Annotated in this window: 15 protein-coding genes; 11 read left to right on the top strand and 4 right to left on the bottom strand. The window is 68.4% G+C overall.

Features of this window, described 5'->3' with window-relative positions; all coding sequences use genetic code 11:
- Nucleotides 1–97 precede the first annotated feature (97 nt).
- The 6 genes from purE (at nucleotide 98) to FB047_RS09880 (ending at nucleotide 6,824) form a co-directional block, all read left to right on the top strand.
- A complete protein-coding gene (gene purE / locus FB047_RS09910) occupies nucleotides 98–565 on the top strand; it encodes a 5-(carboxyamino)imidazole ribonucleotide mutase (RefSeq protein WP_136587208.1) in 468 nt (155 codons plus the stop codon).
- The gene (locus FB047_RS09905) at nucleotides 562–2,028 is read left to right on the top strand and encodes an LCP family protein (RefSeq protein WP_420812652.1); all 1,467 of its coding nucleotides are present in this window, start codon (nucleotides 562–564) and stop codon (nucleotides 2,026–2,028) included. Before purE ends, FB047_RS09905 begins: the two co-directional genes overlap by 4 nt.
- Nucleotides 2,025–3,128 (top strand): glycosyltransferase, encoded by a 1,104-nt coding sequence (locus tag FB047_RS09900; protein WP_136587033.1) that lies wholly within the window; start codon nucleotides 2,025–2,027, stop codon nucleotides 3,126–3,128. The genes FB047_RS09905 and FB047_RS09900 overlap by 4 nt, the downstream gene beginning before the upstream one ends.
- Before the next feature lie 60 nt (nucleotides 3,129–3,188).
- Nucleotides 3,189–4,139 carry a glycosyltransferase family A protein gene (locus FB047_RS09895; protein WP_136587032.1) on the top strand — a complete coding sequence of 317 codons (951 nt, stop codon included), beginning with the start codon at nucleotides 3,189–3,191 and terminating at the stop codon, nucleotides 4,137–4,139.
- A 61-nt stretch (nucleotides 4,140–4,200) separates the two neighbouring features.
- Nucleotides 4,201–4,740, top strand: a complete 540-nt coding sequence (locus FB047_RS16935) for a hypothetical protein (RefSeq protein ID WP_167494213.1) — start codon at nucleotides 4,201–4,203, stop codon at nucleotides 4,738–4,740.
- Nucleotides 4,737–6,824 (top strand): hypothetical protein, encoded by a 2,088-nt coding sequence (locus tag FB047_RS09880; protein ID WP_136587030.1) that lies wholly within the window; start codon nucleotides 4,737–4,739, stop codon nucleotides 6,822–6,824. Before FB047_RS16935 ends, FB047_RS09880 begins: the two co-directional genes overlap by 4 nt.
- Nucleotides 6,825–7,136: 312 nt before the next feature.
- Here the strand turns inward: FB047_RS09880 and FB047_RS09875 are convergent, their stop codons facing one another.
- On the bottom strand, nucleotides 7,137–8,612 hold the full coding sequence (locus FB047_RS09875) for a DUF2142 domain-containing protein (protein WP_136587029.1): 1,476 nt from the start codon (nucleotides 8,610–8,612) through the stop codon (nucleotides 7,137–7,139).
- Between the two features lie 139 nt (nucleotides 8,613–8,751).
- Here FB047_RS09875 and FB047_RS09870 point away from each other — a divergent pair, with 139 nt between their 5' ends.
- Both FB047_RS09870 and FB047_RS09865 read left to right on the top strand, forming a co-directional pair.
- The gene (locus FB047_RS09870; protein ID WP_136587028.1) at nucleotides 8,752–9,483 is read left to right on the top strand and encodes a glycosyltransferase family 2 protein; all 732 of its coding nucleotides are present in this window, start codon (nucleotides 8,752–8,754) and stop codon (nucleotides 9,481–9,483) included.
- A complete protein-coding gene (locus FB047_RS09865; protein ID WP_136587027.1) occupies nucleotides 9,480–9,884 on the top strand; it encodes a DUF2304 domain-containing protein in 405 nt (134 codons plus the stop codon). The genes FB047_RS09870 and FB047_RS09865 overlap by 4 nt, the downstream gene beginning before the upstream one ends.
- Here FB047_RS09865 and FB047_RS09860 read toward each other — a convergent pair.
- The 3 genes from FB047_RS09860 to rfbB are packed head-to-tail and all read right to left on the bottom strand — an operon-like array spanning nucleotide 9,869 to nucleotide 12,757.
- Entirely contained in the window at nucleotides 9,869–10,336 is a 468-nt protein-coding gene (locus FB047_RS09860) for a GtrA family protein (protein ID WP_167494212.1), read from the bottom strand. The two genes, FB047_RS09865 and FB047_RS09860, sit on opposite strands and share 16 nt — an antisense overlap.
- The gene (locus FB047_RS09855) at nucleotides 10,333–11,754 is read right to left on the bottom strand and encodes a sugar nucleotide-binding protein (protein ID WP_136587025.1); all 1,422 of its coding nucleotides are present in this window, start codon (nucleotides 11,752–11,754) and stop codon (nucleotides 10,333–10,335) included. Before FB047_RS09855 ends, FB047_RS09860 begins: the two co-directional genes overlap by 4 nt.
- Before the next feature lie 4 nt (nucleotides 11,755–11,758).
- Complete coding sequence (rfbB, locus tag FB047_RS09850) at nucleotides 11,759–12,757, bottom strand: dTDP-glucose 4,6-dehydratase (protein ID WP_136587024.1); 999 nt, start codon at nucleotides 12,755–12,757, stop codon at nucleotides 11,759–11,761.
- An 80-nt stretch (nucleotides 12,758–12,837) separates the two neighbouring features.
- Here rfbB and rfbA point away from each other — a divergent pair, with 80 nt between their 5' ends.
- From rfbA to FB047_RS09835, 3 genes are all read left to right on the top strand, one after another.
- Nucleotides 12,838–13,722 (top strand): glucose-1-phosphate thymidylyltransferase RfbA, encoded by an 885-nt coding sequence (gene rfbA, locus FB047_RS09845; RefSeq protein WP_136587023.1) that lies wholly within the window; start codon nucleotides 12,838–12,840, stop codon nucleotides 13,720–13,722.
- A gap of 77 nt (nucleotides 13,723–13,799) precedes the next feature.
- Entirely contained in the window at nucleotides 13,800–15,731 is a 1,932-nt protein-coding gene (locus tag FB047_RS09840) for a rhamnan synthesis F family protein (protein ID WP_167494211.1), read from the top strand.
- On the top strand, nucleotides 15,728–17,656 hold the full coding sequence (locus FB047_RS09835) for a rhamnan synthesis F family protein (RefSeq protein WP_167494210.1): 1,929 nt from the start codon (nucleotides 15,728–15,730) through the stop codon (nucleotides 17,654–17,656). The genes FB047_RS09840 and FB047_RS09835 overlap by 4 nt, the downstream gene beginning before the upstream one ends.
- Nucleotide 17,657: the final 1 nt, after the last annotated feature.

The raw sequence follows: 17,657 nt of genomic DNA, 5'->3' as shown, positions 1-17,657 counted from the left end.
TGAGCGCGCCGTTCCGCGATCTTCCAGCGAGCCGCCCTAGCCTGGACCGGTGATCCGGCCGTTGCATTCCTCCGAGACGCCCGTGGTCGGCGTCGTCATGGGCTCCGACTCCGACTGGCGCGTGATGGATGGCGCCTCCGCGGTGCTGACGGAGTTCGGCATCCCGCACGAGGTCGAGGTCGTCTCGGCTCATCGCACGCCCGACAAGCTCGTCCGGTACGGCCGCGAGGCGCGGGGGCGTGGTCTTCGCGCCATCATCGCCGGGGCCGGAGGAGCGGCGCACCTGCCGGGGATGCTGGCATCCGTCACCGCTCTTCCCGTGATCGGTGTCCCGGTGCAGCTGTCGACGCTCGATGGGCTGGACTCCCTGCTCAGCATCGTGCAGATGCCGGCCGGCATCCCGGTCGCGACCGTCTCGATCAACGGCGCGAAGAACGCGGGTCTGCTCGCCGCGCGCATCCTCGGCAGCGCCGACGCCGAGCTGGCCGAGCGCGTCGAGGCCTACGCCCGCGACCTCGAAGCGCAGGTCGAAGAGAAGAACCGGCGTCTGAAGGACTCGCTGTGACCCTCGCGGCTCCCGCACGACCTCGCGCGCACGCGCCGATGATCGAGGCGCGGCCGCTGCGCAACCCCGACGCGTCGTCGGTCGAGGTCATGACCCGCCGCGGATGGTGGCTCGTCGTGCTCAACGTCCTCATCCCCGGTTCCGCGCAGGTGCTCGCCGGAAACCGGCGCCTCGGGCGGTTCGGTCTCGGCGCCACGCTGGCGCTGTGGACGGTGCTCGTGCTCGCGGGCCTCGCGGCGATCCTCTGGCCGACCGGCCTGTTCACCCTGGCGACCGGCTCGTTCTTCCCCGACTTCCTCTCGTGGTTCCGGCCCCTGCCCCTGACGCTCGTGCAGATCGTGATCGCCGCCTACGTCGTGCTGTGGGTCGTCCTCACAATCGACACCCTGCGCCTGATCCGCCTGGTGAAGGTCGGGGCGTTCTCCCGCGTCGCCCTCGCGGTCGTCTCGGTCGGCATGCTCGTGCTGACCGGTTCGGGCGCCGCCTGGGCCGCGCAGGTCGCGGGGAGCACGCGCGACGCCTTCTCGGCCATCTTCGGCCAGTCGGCGCCCGCCGTCCCCCCGTCCGACGGCTACTACAACATCCTGTTGCTGGGGGCCGACTCGGGGGAGGGGCGCGACTCCATGCGCTTCGACAGCATCTCGGTCGTCTCGATCAACGCCGACACGGGCGCGACGACGATCACCGGCATCCCGCGCGACATGCCGCACTTCCCTTTCGCGCCCGGGCCGATGCAGGACAAGTACCCGAACGGTCATACCGGTTACGCCAACGCGACGTGCGGGTGGGGCAGCGGCATCAACCAGCTCAAGACCGAGGTCGAGGTGTGCCAGGACGGCACCAAGCTGTACCCCGACGCCAAGGCGCACGACTCCGAGCCCGGGATCGAGGCGACGAAGGATGCCGCCGAGGGCATCATGGGCATCCAGATCCCCTACTACGTGCTCATCGACATGAAGGGCTTCGCCGACGTCATCGACGCTCTCGGCGGGGTCGACATCAACGTGCAGGAGCGACTGCCCAAGGGTGGACCCGCCTACGACGGACAGCCTGTCGACGACTGGGCGTTCGGCTGGATCGAGCCCGGGCAGCAGCACATGGACGGCGACACCGCCCAGTGGTACGCCCGCTCGCGGTACACCACGAGCGACTTCGACCGCATGCGCCGCCAGCGCGAACTGCAGGAGGCGATCCTGGCCCAGTTCACGCCGCAGAACGTGCTGTCGCACTTCCAGCAGGTGGCGACCTCGACCACGAACATCATCCAGACCGACCTGCCGCAGAGCCTCATCGCCCCGACGCTCGTCGACCTGGCCCTCAAGGCGAAGGACCAGACGGTCGCCACCCTCGAACTCACCCCGGCCGGAGGCGTCGACGAATTCGACCCCGACTGGGCGCAGGTGCAACAGATGGTGAAGGACGCCCTGCACCCGCCGACCGAAACGGAGAGCCCCGCGCCGTGACCGTCACCCTCCGCGTCGTGCTCGACCAGCTCGTCGCACCGACCTCCCGCGATCTCGCCGAAGCTTCGGCATCCCTCACCGCCGCGCTCGTCGCGACCGCACCGCGGGGCTGCGACGTCGCCGCGATCGTGCCCGCCCCCGGGCTCGCCGACGACCAGGCGATCGAGGGACTGAGCTCCGAGACGCGACTGTCCATGCGTCGGCGGGAGCTCGCGGCCTCGTGGCAGCTGGGCGTGGCCCCGGGGATCGGGAAGGGGCTCATCCACTCGCCCACGGCCCTGGCCCCGCTCGTGCGGCACGACCGCGTCAACGAGACGCACCAGATCGTCGTGACGCTGTGGGACCTGCGGGCGTTCGAGACGCCCGACGAACTGCCCAAGACCGAGGCCCTCGCGGCGCGTGCCCTGCTGTCGCGCGTGGCCAAGCACGCCGACGCGGTGATCGTGCCGACCCACGCGATGGCCGACAAGCTGGCCGAGACGGCCAAGGCCAAGCTCGTGAAGAAGGTCCGCGTGATCGGCGGGGCCCCCGCGGCCGGACTGCGCGCGCCCTCGGACGCCGTGGGGCGCCTGCGGGCCCTCGACCTCCCGTCATCCTTCGTCGCGACGGCGGGCGGTGCTGCGGCGTCGGACGGTCTCGCCGACGCCTTCGCCGCGGTGGTCGCCGCGGGCTGGGACGGCGACGTGGTCGTGCTCGACGCCCCGGAGGGGGAGGAGCCCGCGATCGCCGATCTCGCCGCGGCTGCCGGTCTCGCCGAGGCGCGCGTGCACGCGCGCGGATCCCTCGACCGGTGGGATCGCGCGGCCGTCCTCTCGCACGCGGTCGCGTTCATCGCGCCGTGCGCGCGGACGGACTGGCCGTGGCGCGCCGTCGACGCCCTCGCGCTGTCGGTCCCCGTCGTGGCCGTCGACACCCTCGCGCACCGCGAGGTGCTCGCCGACGCGGCGGCCTACTCGCCCGCGGGCGAGTTGGGCGAGGCGCTCGCCCGCGCCCTCGGCGACGAGGCGGAGCGCCTGCGCGTCCTCGCCGGAGACCTCGCCAAGGGCTTCGCCTGGGAGGCCGCGGCCGAGCGGGTCTGGGCGCTGCACGCGGAGCTGTAGGGCCGGGGTCGCCCGCGAGGCTCCCGCATCACGCCCGGCTTCGACCCTAGGCTTCGACTCATGCCTGCCCGCGTCGGGATTGTCGTCCGCACCCGCCATCGCCCCGCCTTCGTCCGTGGGGCGCTCGCCGACATCGCCGAGCAGACCCTCGCCGACCGGCGGGTCGTCGTCGTGAACGACGGAGGGGATGCCGCCGAGGTCGACCGCGTCGTGGCCGCATCGGGCCTCACGGGCGTCGAGGTCGTGCACATCCCCGACGGTCAGGGGGGACGCTGCGTCGCGGCCAACACGGGCGTGCGCGCCCTCGACACCGAGTACGTCGTCCTCCACGACGACGACGACCGCTGGCATCCGGACTTCCTCGTCCGCACGGCGGCCTGGCTCGATGCGCACCCCGACGACGCCGCGGTGGCCGTGCCGACCGAGATCGTCTACGAGGAGAAGCGCGACGGAGCGTGGACCGAGGTCGGCCGCGCCCCCTTCTGGGCGGGGATGCAGAGGATCTCGCTCACCGAGATGATGAGCATCAACCGCATCGTGCCCATCGCGGTGCTCTACCGCCGCGCCGTGCACGCCGAGGTCGGCTGGTACGACGAGACGCTCGACGCCGTCGAGGACTGGGACCTCTACCTGCGCATCCTGAACGTGCACGGCATCGGCTTCGTCGCGGGCGAGCCCCTCGCGTTCTGGACGCAGCGACCGGATGCCGACGGCCTCGACGCGAACAGCATGTTCGGCCTCGCCGCCGAGCACGCGCGCGACGACGCGGTGGTGCGCGACCGGGCCCTCGCCGCGTGGGTGCGGCGCGAGGGGGCGGGTCTGCCGCTGTTCGTCGCCGCGTCGCAGGCCGAACTGGCGGCCCACGTGGATCGATCGATCGACCGGGCCGTCGAGCGCATCGTCGAGAGGTTGCGCGCCGAGATCGCGTCCGACGTCCGCCACGAGATCGACGCGCATCAGCCGGTGATGTCGCGGTTGCGGCGGCTGCGGCGGAGGTTGCTGCGCGGGTAACGACCCGGTGTCGTGCGGCGTGGCAGCGGGACCGCGGGCACAGTCCCCGCATAATGATCGCGTGAGTCACACCACACGCGCCGCCGTCTCCCCCCGCTCGCGTCTTCTCCGGACGGTCATTCCCGTGCTCGTCGTCACCGGCCTGCTCGGGCTGTCGGCATGCGCGACCCCCGTGGGTGGGGTCAGCCCGTCGCCGACCCCCACAGTCGGGTCGGAGAGCCCCTCGGCGTCGCCGACGGCCGACCCCACGGGATCGGCGTCGCCGTCGCCGTCGCCCTCGGCCTCGGCCACCGCCACGCCGGGAACCGTCTACAACGGCGAGATCCTCATCGTGACCTCCGAGGTGCGCGACGGCAACCTCGAGGTCAGTGCGATGGTTCCGGGCGTCTCCGAGTCGGGCGGTACGTGCACCCTCACCGTGGACTCCACCGGGGCGACGACCTCCGTCGAGGCGAACGAGGGCAAGGACGTCACCTACTGCGGTCTGATGTCGATCGCGGTCGGCGCCGACGCGCCCGAGGACCTCGCCTTCCACGTGACCTACACGTCGCAGGCGCTCACGGCGCAGTCGTCGATCACCACGATCGAGCCGACCCCGTGACCCGGCCGGCCGCTCGTCGTCTGGCGGCGATCCTCGCGGCGTGGGCGTGCGCCATCGCCCTGCTCGTGGGGCTCCCGGCGACCGTCGCACCCACCTCGCCGGCTGCAGCGGCGGACGCGGCGGATTGGAACCCGGGCAAGATCATCGACGACGCCGTGTTCTACGACGGCAACGCCATGACGGCGGGGGAGATCCAGACCTTCCTGGACGGGAAGGTCCGCAGCTGCCAGTCGGGCTACACCTGCCTGAAGGACTATCGGCAGAGCACCGACGACCGGCCCGCCGACAAATACTGCAACGGCTACTCGGGCGCGCGGAACGAGAGCGCCGCGACGATCATCGACAAGGTGGCGCGCTCCTGCGGGATCAGCCAGAAGGCGCTGCTCGTGCTCCTGCAGAAGGAGCAGGGGCTGATCACCTCGACCGCGCCCTCCGAGTGGAACTACTCCGCGGCGACCGGTCAGGGCTGCCCCGACACCGCGCCCTGCGATCCGTCGACCCAGGGATTCTTCTACCAGGTCTATTACGGAGCCCGGCAGTTCGAGGTCTACCGCCTCAATCCCACGTGGTGGGGTTATCAGGCCGGCCGCTGGAACAACATCCTGTACAACCCGAACGGCGCGTGCGGTACCCAGCGGGTCTACATCGAGAACCAGGCGACGGCCGGCCTGTACATCTACACCCCGTACGTCCCCAACCAGGCGGCGCTGAACAATCTGTACGGCACCGGTGACGGGTGCTCGGCGTACGGCAACCGCAACTTCTGGCGCACGTTCGTCGATTGGTTCGGATCCACGTCTCGGGTCAACCCGATCGGCAACGTGGAAGTCGTCGAGGCCCGTCCGGGAGAGTTCCGGGTGGCGGGCTGGGCGCTTGACCCGGACACCTCAGACCCCATCGCCGTGCACGTCTACGTGGGCTCGGTGGGCACGGCCGTCAGCGCCGAGCTCGACCGTCCGGACGTAGCCGGGGCCTATCCCGGAGCCGGATCGCGACATGGATTCGACACGACCGTCAAAGCCACCGGCCCCGGCGACGTCGATATCTGCGTCTACGCGATCAATTACGGTCCCGGCGGCACCACCGTCCTCGGCTGTTGGAACCGCACAGCGATGAGCGGCTCACCCGTGGGGAACCTCGAGGCAGTCTCGGCATCCGGATCCAACGTCGTGGTCTCCGGATGGGCGCTGGATCCTGACTCGGCCCAGCCGGTTTCGGTGCACCTTTACGTCGGCGATAAGGGGACGGCGCGCACCGCCGACGGCACGCGTGCGGATATCGCCGCGGCGTACCCCGCCTACGGCGCGAAACACGGGTTCAGCGCGACTCTTGCCGGCCCGTCGGGGACACAGACTGTCTGCGCCTACGCGATCAACGTCGGTGCCGGCTCGAACGTGCAACTCGGATGCAAGGACGTCGTCGTCGGAGCTCCGCCGGACAAAGGAAGCGTCCCCATCGGGAACTTCGAGGCGGCCACCGTCAACGGAACCAAAGCGACCGTGAGCGGGTGGGCGTTGGATCCCGATACCTCGTCCCCCATCAAGGTCCACATCTACGTGGGTTCGCAGGGCGCCGCCTACACCGCAGACAAGAACCGGGCCGACGTGGGAGCCGCCTATCCCGGCAAGGGGGCGAGACACGGATTCTCCGAGACGGTGTCTCTGCCCGAGGGTCGTTCGGATGTGTGCGTGTACGCGATCAACGATGGTGCCGGCGGCAACATCCAGCTCGGCTGCCGCAGCGTCGTCGCGCCCTCTGCCCCCGATCCCGGCCGCGCACCCATCGGTAACCTCGAGGCGGTTCGCGTCAACGGTCGTAGCGCCACGGCCGTCGGGTGGGCGCTCGACCCCGATACCAGTCAGCCCATCCGCGTTCACCTCTATGTCCGCAACTCCGGCACGGCGCTGACGGCGGACGTGAGCCGCCCCGACGTGGCCGCGGCCTACCCCGGGCTCGGGGATCGGCACGGCTTCTCCAAAGCGCTTTCTCTGCCGGCCGGTACGTCGGATGTGTGTGCCTACGCCATCAACGACGGCGCGGGCGGGAACACCTTGGTGGGCTGCAAGACGGTGACCGCACGGTGAGCGTGCTGCGCCCGGGATGATCCCCGGTACCTCGCCAGGCTCGAGTGTCCGCCGAGGGGTGCGAGGGGAGGTTCCCCCTCGCACCCCTCGGCGCTGGTGCTCGTGATTCCGCTATCGCGCCCCTGAAACCGGATGGGCGTGATCCCTCCAGGTGCGACGGCGGCCGACGTCCCCGGGCGACCGAACCGTCCCGATGGTCGTCGGGGCGGCGACGTCGAGGATGGCTGATCGCACGCCACTAGCGACGCTCCCGGTCGACGCGACCGGAGCGGCGGGAGTGCGCGAGTCGGACCGCGACCGCTCAGCCTGCCCTCAACGAACCGTCCGTCTGCCGACGAGGGTGAGCGTGATCACGGCGACTCCAGCCAGGAACACCAGTGCCAACAGCGCCGGAGGGAGGGGCGGCGTCCACTTCCACGCCGCCTCGAGCGGGGCCGAGGCGCCGGAGAGGTAGCGGTGGCCGGTCAGGATGCCGACGATGACGGTTCCGGCGGCGAAGAACCCGGAGAGGATCCAGCGGATCGCGTCTTCCCATCGAGAGATCATGGGTTCTCTTCGGCGGGCCCGCGCGACGCTCGTATCGACGGTGAGGGTGCTGATGACGACCAGCGCTGCGACGAGCGGGAGAGTGTAGCGGCCCTGCCAACCGCCTCCGGACCATTGCAACCCGGCGAGCGCGCCGGGAACGAGGGCGGCCGCCGCGAACGCAGCGGCGATGGCGATCCGGTGGCGGGGGCGTGCGACTCCGAAGCAGGTCACCAGGGTGGCGCCGAGCAGGAAGACCCACGCAGCGGATAGAACCTGAGGGCTGGGGAGGTCCAGCCAGCCGAGGGTGCCGTACATCTGGGCGATCTGGTTGTGGTACTGCGAGAAGAAGACCGAGATCCCGGCGATTCCGTCGGCCAGAGTGGCCGGTCGGACGACACCGACGTAATTGGTGCCGTGGATGACGACCCAGGCGACGCTGAACGCCGTCGTCAACGCGAAAGACCCGGCGATGATCCAGATGCGGCGATCGGACGCGATGCGACGAACGCGCGTCAGGCCCGCCGCGATGAGGACGATTGCGGCCGTGATCGCGAGGAAGAGGGGAGACAACCCACGCGTGACGATGAGAACGCAGCCGGATGCGACCAGGAGGGAGTGAGCTTCGCTCCAGGTCCTGCGACCGCCGCTTGCGGCGACGGCGAAGCCCGAGGCGGCCGTGGCGAAGAGCGTCGCGATCTCCCAGGCGCTGGGGTTGAGCACCATGCCGACGTAGAGCGTCATGGGGGTCAGGACGAGGGCGGTCGCTGCAAGGGCGAGGAGAGATCGTGTGTTGCGCGCGAGGAACGAGATGGTCCACGCGAGGAACGCTGCGGTGACGGAGGCGGCGAGTGCGCGGGAGATGTACAGCCCGTACTCGGTGGGGACGACCAGCGTACCTATGCCGGTCCAGGCGTAGAAGAGGGGATTGTAGAGCCCCGCGTTGGTCTGGGTGAGGATCGGCGCTGACGACGTCGTGGCATACGCGCCCTGGCACGCTGCCGTCACGTCCGGTTGGAATGCGATGCACGTGGCGAACTGGTGGATGTTCGCCAGACGGGCCGGCAGCGTGGGCTCCAGTATCCCGGCCTGTCCGCGTACCACCGCCGCCGCGTACACGTAGTGGGCTGCTTCATCCGCGCCCGACGCGACCGGGAGGAAGACCGCCCCCGAAAGAAGGATCGCCATGAAGGCGACGAACAGCAGCACCGTGCCCCCGAACGCGTGGCGATACAAGACGGCATGGAGGGGCCGAAGAAGCATGGAGATGAGAGATCCTTCACAGCAGCGAGGACGGCGTGGGAGCGCGACGGCAGGCGTCGTCAGATCTTACAAGGCGCGCGCTCTGCGCCACTGCCGGGGCCTCACTGACCCTTGTTCTCGTGCTGATACGATGAGCGGGATGTCTGCGGGAGGAACCAACACCCTGATCATCGTTCCCGCGTGGAACGAAGGCGAAAGCGTCGGGAATACAGTCCGCGAGATCGTGGCACAGCCCGAAGCATGGGACATCCTGGTCGTCGACGATGGTTCGATCGATGACACGGCTTCGCGCGCCGCGGAAGCGGGCGCCACTGTGCTGTCGCTGCCGTTCAACATGGGAGTGGGCGGCGCGATGCGCGCCGGATTCACCTATGCGCAGCGTCACGGGTACCGCTACGCCATACAGGTCGACGCCGATGGTCAGCACAACCCGCGCGACATCGTCGCGGTGCTGAAGGGTCTCGCCGACGCGGACATCTCCATCGGAGCGCGATTCGCCGACGTGGGCGATTACTCCGCGCGTGGGCCGCGACGATGGGCGATGCGACTTCTCGCCGCCGTGTTGAGTCGGATCGCGAAGACGCGTCTCACCGACGTGACGAGCGGCTTCCGCGCCGCCAACGAGAAGGCGATCGCGCAATATGTGCGCTACTACCCGGCCGAGTATCTGGGCGATACCGTCGACTCGCTGGTCAGCGCCCTGCATGCGGGCTTGAGCGTGACGCAGGTGCCGGTCGCCATGCGTCCGCGGGCCGCCGGTCGTCCCAGCCAGAATCCCCTCGGGGCGACGGTCTACCTTCTGCGTTCCGTCTTCGCCCTCAGCCTCGCCATGATGCGGGGAACCACCATCCGTGCAGGAGTCAGGACATGATCGTCGCAGCCGGGATCACCTTCGCCGTTCTGGTGCTGGTCCTGATCATCGTCATGCTGCTGCGTCGCCAGCTGAGGGAGAAATACGCCACGCTGTGGTTGTTGATCGGCTTGGCCTTGTTGGTCATCTCGATCTTCCCCGGGTTGCTGGTCCAGCTGACACACCTGCTCGGCGTCGAGGTTCCGGCGAATCTGATCTTCGCGTTATCCATCGTTCTGCTCGTCGGGGTCTCCCTGCACCTCTCGTGGGAGCTGTCCCATGCCGAGGACGAGATTCGTCGCCTTGCGGAGGATGTCGCCATCAACCGTGCTGAGATCGACGCTCTTTCTCTGCGCGTTCGCGAGCTGGAGCGGACTGCGTCTTCAGAGGCCCCCGCGGACGATCATCACCCGTCGCGGTGAGTCCCGCGACGGCGCGCGAAGATCCAGTGCCTGTACAGGAAGTAATTCCACACCGTCGTCGAGCCGACGGCGACGATCTTCCCGACGATCCAGGGGAGCGCTAGCGCCGCAGCTGCCGCCACGATCCCGGTCGTGGCGACGGTGTTGAAGATCACGAGCGCCGTGTATTTCACTGCACTGGATGCGACACCGGCGTCGGAATCGAACGTGAAAGTGCGCTGCAGCACATAGGTGATGGCGAAACTCATCAGGAACGCGGCCGGAGTGGCCACCACCAGCGGAACCGACAGCAGATCGTGCAGCCCGGCGAGCAGGCCGACGTCGATGAGAAATGCTCCGCCGCCCACCACCAGGTACCGCACCGCGCTGTTCGACCACACGGCGTTCGTGGTCTGCCGGAGGCGGCTCCGCGGGGCGCGGGGCGGCTGCTCGTCGTTCAGGCTGTCTGTCACGCGGATTCGAGGTACGCGCGCAGGCGCTCGGTCGCGTCACCGAGGGGTAGGCCCACCGACGCGGCGGCGTGGAGGTCGAGCAGGCTGTTCGCCGGTCGGTTGGCGACGGGAGCCGAAGCATCGGCGAAGTAGGCCGCCGTGCTCACGCCGGTGACCCGCTCAGGATCATGACCTTTCAGTCGGAACACCTCGCGCGCGATCTGGAACCAGGTGCTCGGCTCGCCCTGGCTCGTGACGTTGTACACGCCCCACGGCGCCGTTCCGTGGATGAGCGTCCGAATGGCCGCTGCGATGTCGGAGGTGAAGCTGAGACGGCCGACCTGGTCGTCCACGACTCGCGGGGAGACCCCGCGCTCGGCGAGGGAGGCCATGGTGCGAACGAAGTTGGCGCCCTCGCCGATCACCCAGCTCGTGCGCACGATGTAGTGGCGCGGCACGGCGGAGACGATCGCGTCGCCGGCCGCCTTGGTCTGTCCGTACACGCCCAGCGGAGCAACGGGATCGGTCTCACCGTATGCGCCGGCCTTGGACCCGTCGAAGACGTAATCGCTCGACACGTGCACGAGGGTGATTCCGTTGGCGGTCGAGATGCGCGCCAGGGCGGCCACGGCGGTGACGTTGGCCGCCCACGCCTCGGCGCGACCCTCAGGTGTCTCGGCGATATCGACCTTGGTGTACGCCGCGGCGTTGATGATCGTTCCGTAGTCGCGCCAGCGGCGTGCGGCATCCAGATCGGGGGAGGTGAGGTCGAGGTCGGCACGCGTGGCGTATTCGATCCAGGGGTGGTCACCGAATTCGGCGCGCAGAGCGCGGCCGAGCTGGCCGTTGGCCCCGGTGACGAGGATCCTCTTCGGGGGCATGGGCACGACGTCGGCCAGGCGCGGATGGTTCTGGTCCTTGGCGCTGATCTCGACCTCGTCGAGGGGGATGGGCCACGCTATGGCGGCCGTCTCGTCCGCGAGGTTCAGGAATGTGTACGTCGCATCGGGCGACCAGTGGTCGTTCACGAGGTACGTGTAGGCGGTGTCGGGTTCGAGCGTCTGGTACGAGTTGCCGACGCCCCGCGGTACGAAGATCGCGACAGAGGGGTCGAGTTCGGCGGTGAAGACCGTTCCGAAGGAATCGCCCTCGCGCAGGTCGACCCAGGCGCCGAAGATCCGACCCGTCGCGACGGAGACGTACTTGTCCCACGGTTCCGCGTGGATGCCGCGGGTGGTGCCCACGGCGTCGTTGAACGAGATGTTGTTCTGGACGGGCCCGAAGTCGGGCAGGTCGACGGCCGACGCCGTCATCTTCTCGCGCTGCCAGTTCTCCTTGAACCATCCGCGCGAGTCGCCGTGCACGGGCAGGTCGAGCAGGATCAGGCCGGGGATGGTCGTCTCCCGGGCCGAGAGCGCCTTTCCGAAGTCGATCGACACCGTGTCACTGCCCCTTGCTGGCGTAGAACGCCTCGACGCCGTCCTTGGTGGGAGCCCACCAGGCCTCGTTCTCGCGGTACCAGTCGATCGTCGCGGCGAGGCCGGATTCGAAGTCGCCGTAGGTCGGCTTCCATCCTAGTTCGGTGCGCAGCTTCGTCGAGTCGATGGCGTACCGCAGGTCGTGACCGGGACGGTCGGTGACGAGGTCGTAGGCGTCGGTGGGGTTCCCGGTGATCTGCAGGATCAGTTCGACGACGCTCTTGTTGTCCTTCTCGCCGTCCGCGCCGATCAGGTACGTCTCGCCGATCTCGCCCTTGTCGAGGATCGTCAGCACAGCGGACGAGTGATCGTCGGCGTGGATCCAGTCGCGCACGTTCTCGCCGGTGCCGTAGAGCTTCGGGCGAACTCCGCGCAGGACGTTGGTGATCTGACGGGGGATGAACTTCTCGACGTGCTGGTACGGCCCGTAGTTGTTCGAGCAGTTGCTGATCGTGGCGCGGACGCCGAACGAGCGCACCCACGCGCGCACGAGCAGGTCGGAACCGGCCTTGGTCGACGAGTACGGCGAGGAAGGGTTGTAGGGCGTGCTCTCGGTGAACCGGGCCGGGTCGTCGAGCTCGAGGTCGCCGTACACCTCGTCGGTGGAGATGTGGTGGAACCGCACGTCGTGGCGGCGAGCGGCCTCGAGCAACGTGTACGTCCCGATGATGTTGGTGTCGAGGAACGGGCGGGGGTCGTGCAGGGAGTTGTCGTTGTGCGACTCCGCGGCGTAGTGCACCACGGCGTCCGCCTCGGCCACGAGGGGGTCGACCACGGCGGCATCCGCGATGTCGCCCACGACCAGACGCACGCGGTCCTCGGGGAGGCCCGCCAGGGACGCCTCGTTCCCGGCGTAGGTGAGCTTGTCCAGCACGGTCACGGTGTGGTCGGTGTGCGCGATGACGTGGTGCACGAAGTTGGAACCGATGAAACCGGCGCCACCGGTCACGAGAAGACGACTCATGCTCACCAGAGTAGAGGGTGCTCAGCTCGGCCGAGGGGCGGCGGATTGGCGCGCACCTCGGCATGGGGGAGACTGAATCCATGCGCGGAATCATTCTGGCGGGCGGCACGGGCTCGCGACTTCATCCCATCACGCTGGGCATCTCGAAGCAGCTCGTCCCGGTCTACGACAAACCGATGATCTACTACCCGCTCTCCACGCTGATCCTCGCCGGCATCCGCGACATCCTCATCATCACGACGCCCCAGGACTCCGAGCAGTTCCAGCGACTGCTGGGCGACGGCTCCCGCTTCGGCATCTCGCTCACCTACAAGGTGCAGCCTTCTCCCGACGGCCTCGCCCAGGCGTTCCTCCTCGGAGAGGAGCACATCGGGTCGGAGTCGGTGGCCCTGGTCCTGGGTGACAACATCTTCTACGGGCAGGGCATGGGCACCCGCCTGCGCCAGTACACGGAGCTCGACGGCGGTGTCGTGTTCGGATACCGGGTCGCGGACCCCACGGCCTACGGGGTCGTCGAGTTCGATTCCTCGGGCCGTGTGGTCTCGCTCGAAGAGAAGCCCGCTGTCCCCAAGAGCGACTACGCCGTGCCGGGACTGTACTTCTACGACAACGACGTGATCGAGATCGCCCGTAATCTCACCCCGTCGCCGCGCGGCGAGCTCGAGATCACCGACGTCAACCGCACGTATCTCGAGCAGGGACGTCTGCGTGTCGAGCTGCTCCCGCGGGGGACCGCTTGGCTCGACACCGGCACCTTCGACTCCCTCAGCGAGGCCACCGAGTTCATCCGCACCGTCGAGAAGCGTCAGGGCCTGTCGATCGGCTGCCCGGAAGAGGTCGCCTGGCGCATGGGCTTCTTGTCGGACGAGGAGCTGCGCGAGCGGGCGGAGCCGCTCGTGAAGAGCGGGTACGGCGCCTATCTGCTCAAGGCCCTTGCACAGGGAAGCGTCGACGGTCCGATCTAGGATCTCGTCTGGTCCGTGTGCGGTTGCAACCCCTGCCGCATCCGACGTGCCTGCGGATGCGAAGAGGGGTCAGAAAGGTGCGTGCGTTGGTCTTCCCTCCCGATGGACGTCGACTCGTCATATACGTCGTCTACGACCGGCGCGGGGGTGTGGACGACTACGTCGTGCATGCGCTCGCCGGTCTTCGTGACCGCGCCTCTCGCATCCTCGTCGTCGTCAACGGCAAGCTGACTCCCGCCGCGCGCCGGCGTCTGGAGCCGGTGTCGGATGACATCCTCGTGCGCAAGAACGTCGGGTTCGATATCTGGGCGCACAAAGAGGCCCTCGATCACGTGGGTCCGGCACTCGCCGACTTCGACGAGGTCGTGCTGACCAACGACACGTGGTTCGGTCCCGTCCGCCCCTACGGACCGGTTTTCGACCGCATGGATGCCCTCGAGGTCGACTTCTGGGGGATGACGGACCACGCGCGCGAAGAACCGAACCCCTTCACGGGGGACGGAGTGCTGCCCTACCACCTGCAATCGTTCTGGATCGCGGTGCGTCGCGCGATGTTCACGTCGGAGCGGTGGGCGAGATACTGGCGCGACCTTCCCGCGATGCCGTCGTACTTCGACGCCGTGCTGAAGCACGAGACGATCTTCACCGAGACATTCGTCGAAGCGGGATTCGTCTCGGCGGTCGCCTACGCATCCGACGACTACCCCACCGACCATCCGGCGCTGTTCAATCCCACCTTGCTCCTCGAAGATGGCTGCCCGCTGGTCAAGCGTCGACCGTTCTTCCACTGGCCGCCCTTCCTCGACCGCCACGCGGTGATCGGGGCGGCGCTGATGGAGCGGATCGAAGCCTTCGGGTATCCGCCCGCGCTGATCCTGGACAACCTCGCCCGCACGGTCCCGCCGAAGGTGGTGAACACCAATCTGGCGATGCTCGACGTGCTGCCGATGAGCACGGTGACAGCTGTGGAGGACCCGTCGTCGCTCAGGGTGCTCGTGGTGCTGCACGCGACCGGTGTGGCGTCCGCCACCCCGCTCATCGAGCGGCTCAGCTGGTTCCCATCGCCGGTCGACGTCATCGTGACGGTCTCGGACGCCGCTCTCGCGCCCGCGTTGGAAGAGCTGCTCCGCGCTCAGGGAGAGCACGTGGCGACGTCGACGATTCGCGTCGTCCCGTCGGCGAACGGTCGCGACATGAGCGCGTTCCTCATCGGATGCCGCGAAGAGCTGCTCAGCGACCGCTGGGACGTGTTCGTGAAGCTGCACGATCGGGAGCCGACGCATCGGGGTCGGACGGTATCGGACTATTTCCGACGCTACTTGCGGGAGAATCTCATCGGCAGTCCGGCCTACATCGCCAATCTTCTGGCCCTGTTCGTGCGCGAACCCGGTCTCGGGGCGGTCTTCCCCCCGGTGATCCAGACGGGTTACGCCACGACGGGAGAGGGCTGGTCGTGGTACCGGAAGATGGGGCAGGACGTGGCGGACCGTCTCGGCATCCGTGTTCCGCTCGACGGCATCACGCCCCTCGCGCCCCTCGGAGGGATGTGGATCGGCCGGCCGCGGGCTCTTCGCCCGTACTTCTCCGAGACGTGGACGTACCATGACTTCCGCGACCGGTCCAAGGAACTCGTGCCCGATCTGCAGCGTCTCCTGGAACGGCTCGTGTCCGCGTCCGCCGGCGAGGAGGGGCTGCACGTGAGGACGGTCCTCGACCCCGAGCACGCGAGCCTGACGCACCTCTCCATGGAATACAAGCTCGATCAGCTCGCCATCAACCTGCCGGGCTACCCGATCGACCAGATCCAGTTCCTGCATCGGGCGGGCTGGATGGGGACGGCGGGGGCTGTGGCTTTCTTCCGGATGTACATGAAGACCAATCACAACGCCGTCGTCGAGCGGCTCGAGCCCGTCATGCATCCCTTCGGGCAGCGGGCGCGCGCCGTTCTGCGCTCCGGTCGTGCCGCCGTCGCGGCAGGCCGCGCGCTCGTGAAGGGGGATCGACGGTGAGCGCCGCGGAGGTCCCGCCGGCTGTCGTCTTCCCCGAGGCCGGTCGCCGCCTGATCATCTTCACCATCTACGACCGCCGCGCGGAGATCGACGACTACGTCGTCCATGCCCTCCAAGGCTTGCGCGCGCACAGTCACCGCATCCTCGCCGTGGTCAATGGTGCGCTCGGCCCGGACGGACGCGAGCGTCTTGCACCCGTCGTCGACGAGGTGCTCGAGCGGCAGAACACCGGCTTCGACATCGGTGCCCAGCGCGATGCCCTCCGGCATCTCGGCGAGCAGGTGTCGGAGTTCGACGAAATCGTCCTCACGAACGACACCTGGTTCGGTCCGGTGCGCCCCTTCGCCCCCGTTTTCGATCGGATGAATGCGCGGCCCGTGCACTTCTGGGCCATGACCGACCACACGGCGGAGGATCACAACCACATCACGGGCAAAGGCACCCTGCCGTACCACTTCCAGTCGTTCTGGATCGCCGTGCGGCGGGAGATGTTCCTGAGCGAGGCATGGCGTCGCTATTGGCGCGAGCTGCCCGCCATCTCGAGCTACCGCGATGCGGTCGTCGAACACGAACTCGTCTTCCACCGCGCCTTCAGCGACGCCGGTTTCACGGGTGAAGCGGCGTTCTCCTCCGACGACTACGGCGTCGTGAACGCCACGCTGTTCGCCCCGCTCGGGCTCATCGAAGACGGATGTCCGGTGCTGAAGCGTCGGCCCTTCTTCCACTGGCCGCCGTTCCTCGACCGCTACGCCGTCATCGGCCGCTGGTTGCTCGACGCGGCGGCGGCAGGCGGATACCCGATCGAGATCGCGCTGTCGAACCTCGCGCGCAACGTCGAGCCCAAGGTGCTCAATGTCTCCGCAGGCCTCATGGATGTCATCAGTGCGGATCACGCACCCTACGACCCCGCACGGCCGCTGCGGGTCGTGGTCATCGCGCACATCTTCTACGACGAGATGACCGAGGAGATGATCGGACGTGCCGACACCTTGCCGGTGCCGTACGACCTCGTCGTGACCACGCCGGACGCCGATCGCGCGCGCCGCATCGAGGACAGGCTTGCGAAACTACCCGGCTCGCGCGGCAGCGTGTCGGTGCGCGTGGTCGAGTCGAACGACGGTCGTGATCAGAGCGCGTTCCTGGTCGGATGCCGAGACGTGCTGCTCTCCGACCGATACGACCTCGTCGTCAAACTGCACAGCAAGAAGACGCCGCAGGACGGGTTCAACGTGGGGACCCACTTCCGGGAGCAGCAGTTCCTCAACCTGCTGCACGACGATGAGCACACGTCCCGTGTGCTGGCTCTGTTCCAGCGGGAACCGGGCCTCGGGCTCGCCTTCCCGCCGATGATCCACATCGGTTACCCCACTCTCGGGCGCGCGTGGTGGTCCAACAAGCCGGGCTTCGCGGTGCTGGCCGAGCAGCTCGGCATCCGTGTCCCCCTGGATGACGTGTCGCCGCTCGCGCCGTACGGTTCGATGTTCTTCGCCCGGCCGGAGGCTCTCCGCCTCCTGGTCGAACACCCCTGGACGTATTCCGCCTTCGGTGGCGCCGAGGCGTACCAGGACGGTGGACTGGCGCATATCCTGGAACGCATGCCGTCGTACGCGGCGGGCGAGCTGGGATACCACTCCCGCACGATCGTGGCACCCGACTACGCGGCGATCAGCCACACGGCGTTGGACTACAAGCTGGACGAGATGGCCGGGACCACCCCCGGCTACGCGTTCCAGAAGATCGACCGGCTCCGCGCCCTCGGCTACGTCGGGAACGGGACGGGCAAGGATTTTCTGCGCATGTATATGCGTTTGAATCACATGGGCTCGGTGCATCGCCTGCGACGGTTGATGGACCCGGCGAAGAACCCGGGCCGGTGGCTCCACCGGGTCGCCGACGGGCTGACGAGACGACGGAAGAACCGATGAC

The sequence above is a fragment of the Microbacterium hydrothermale genome (assembly GCF_004854025.1).
Taxonomy (GTDB): Bacteria; Actinomycetota; Actinomycetes; order Actinomycetales; family Microbacteriaceae; genus Microbacterium; species Microbacterium hydrothermale.
This window is presented reverse-complemented; position numbering and strand designations above follow the sequence as displayed.

Excerpts from the sequence above, each read along its gene's own strand:
- FB047_RS09895 (WP_136587032.1), top strand. The coding sequence starts at position 3,189 with ATGCCTGCCCGCGTCGGGATTGTCGTCCGCACCCGCCATCGCCCCGCC.
- rfbB (WP_136587024.1), bottom strand. The coding sequence starts at position 12,757 with ATGAGTCGTCTTCTCGTGACCGGTGGCGCCGGTTTCATCGGTTCCAAC.
- FB047_RS09875 (WP_136587029.1), bottom strand. The coding sequence starts at position 8,612 with ATGCTTCTTCGGCCCCTCCATGCCGTCTTGTATCGCCACGCGTTCGGG.
- purE (WP_136587208.1), top strand. The coding sequence starts at position 98 with ATGGGCTCCGACTCCGACTGGCGCGTGATGGATGGCGCCTCCGCGGTG.
- rfbA (WP_136587023.1), top strand. The coding sequence starts at position 12,838 with ATGCGCGGAATCATTCTGGCGGGCGGCACGGGCTCGCGACTTCATCCC.
- FB047_RS09870 (WP_136587028.1), top strand. The coding sequence starts at position 8,752 with ATGTCTGCGGGAGGAACCAACACCCTGATCATCGTTCCCGCGTGGAAC.
- FB047_RS09865 (WP_136587027.1), top strand. The coding sequence starts at position 9,480 with ATGATCGTCGCAGCCGGGATCACCTTCGCCGTTCTGGTGCTGGTCCTG.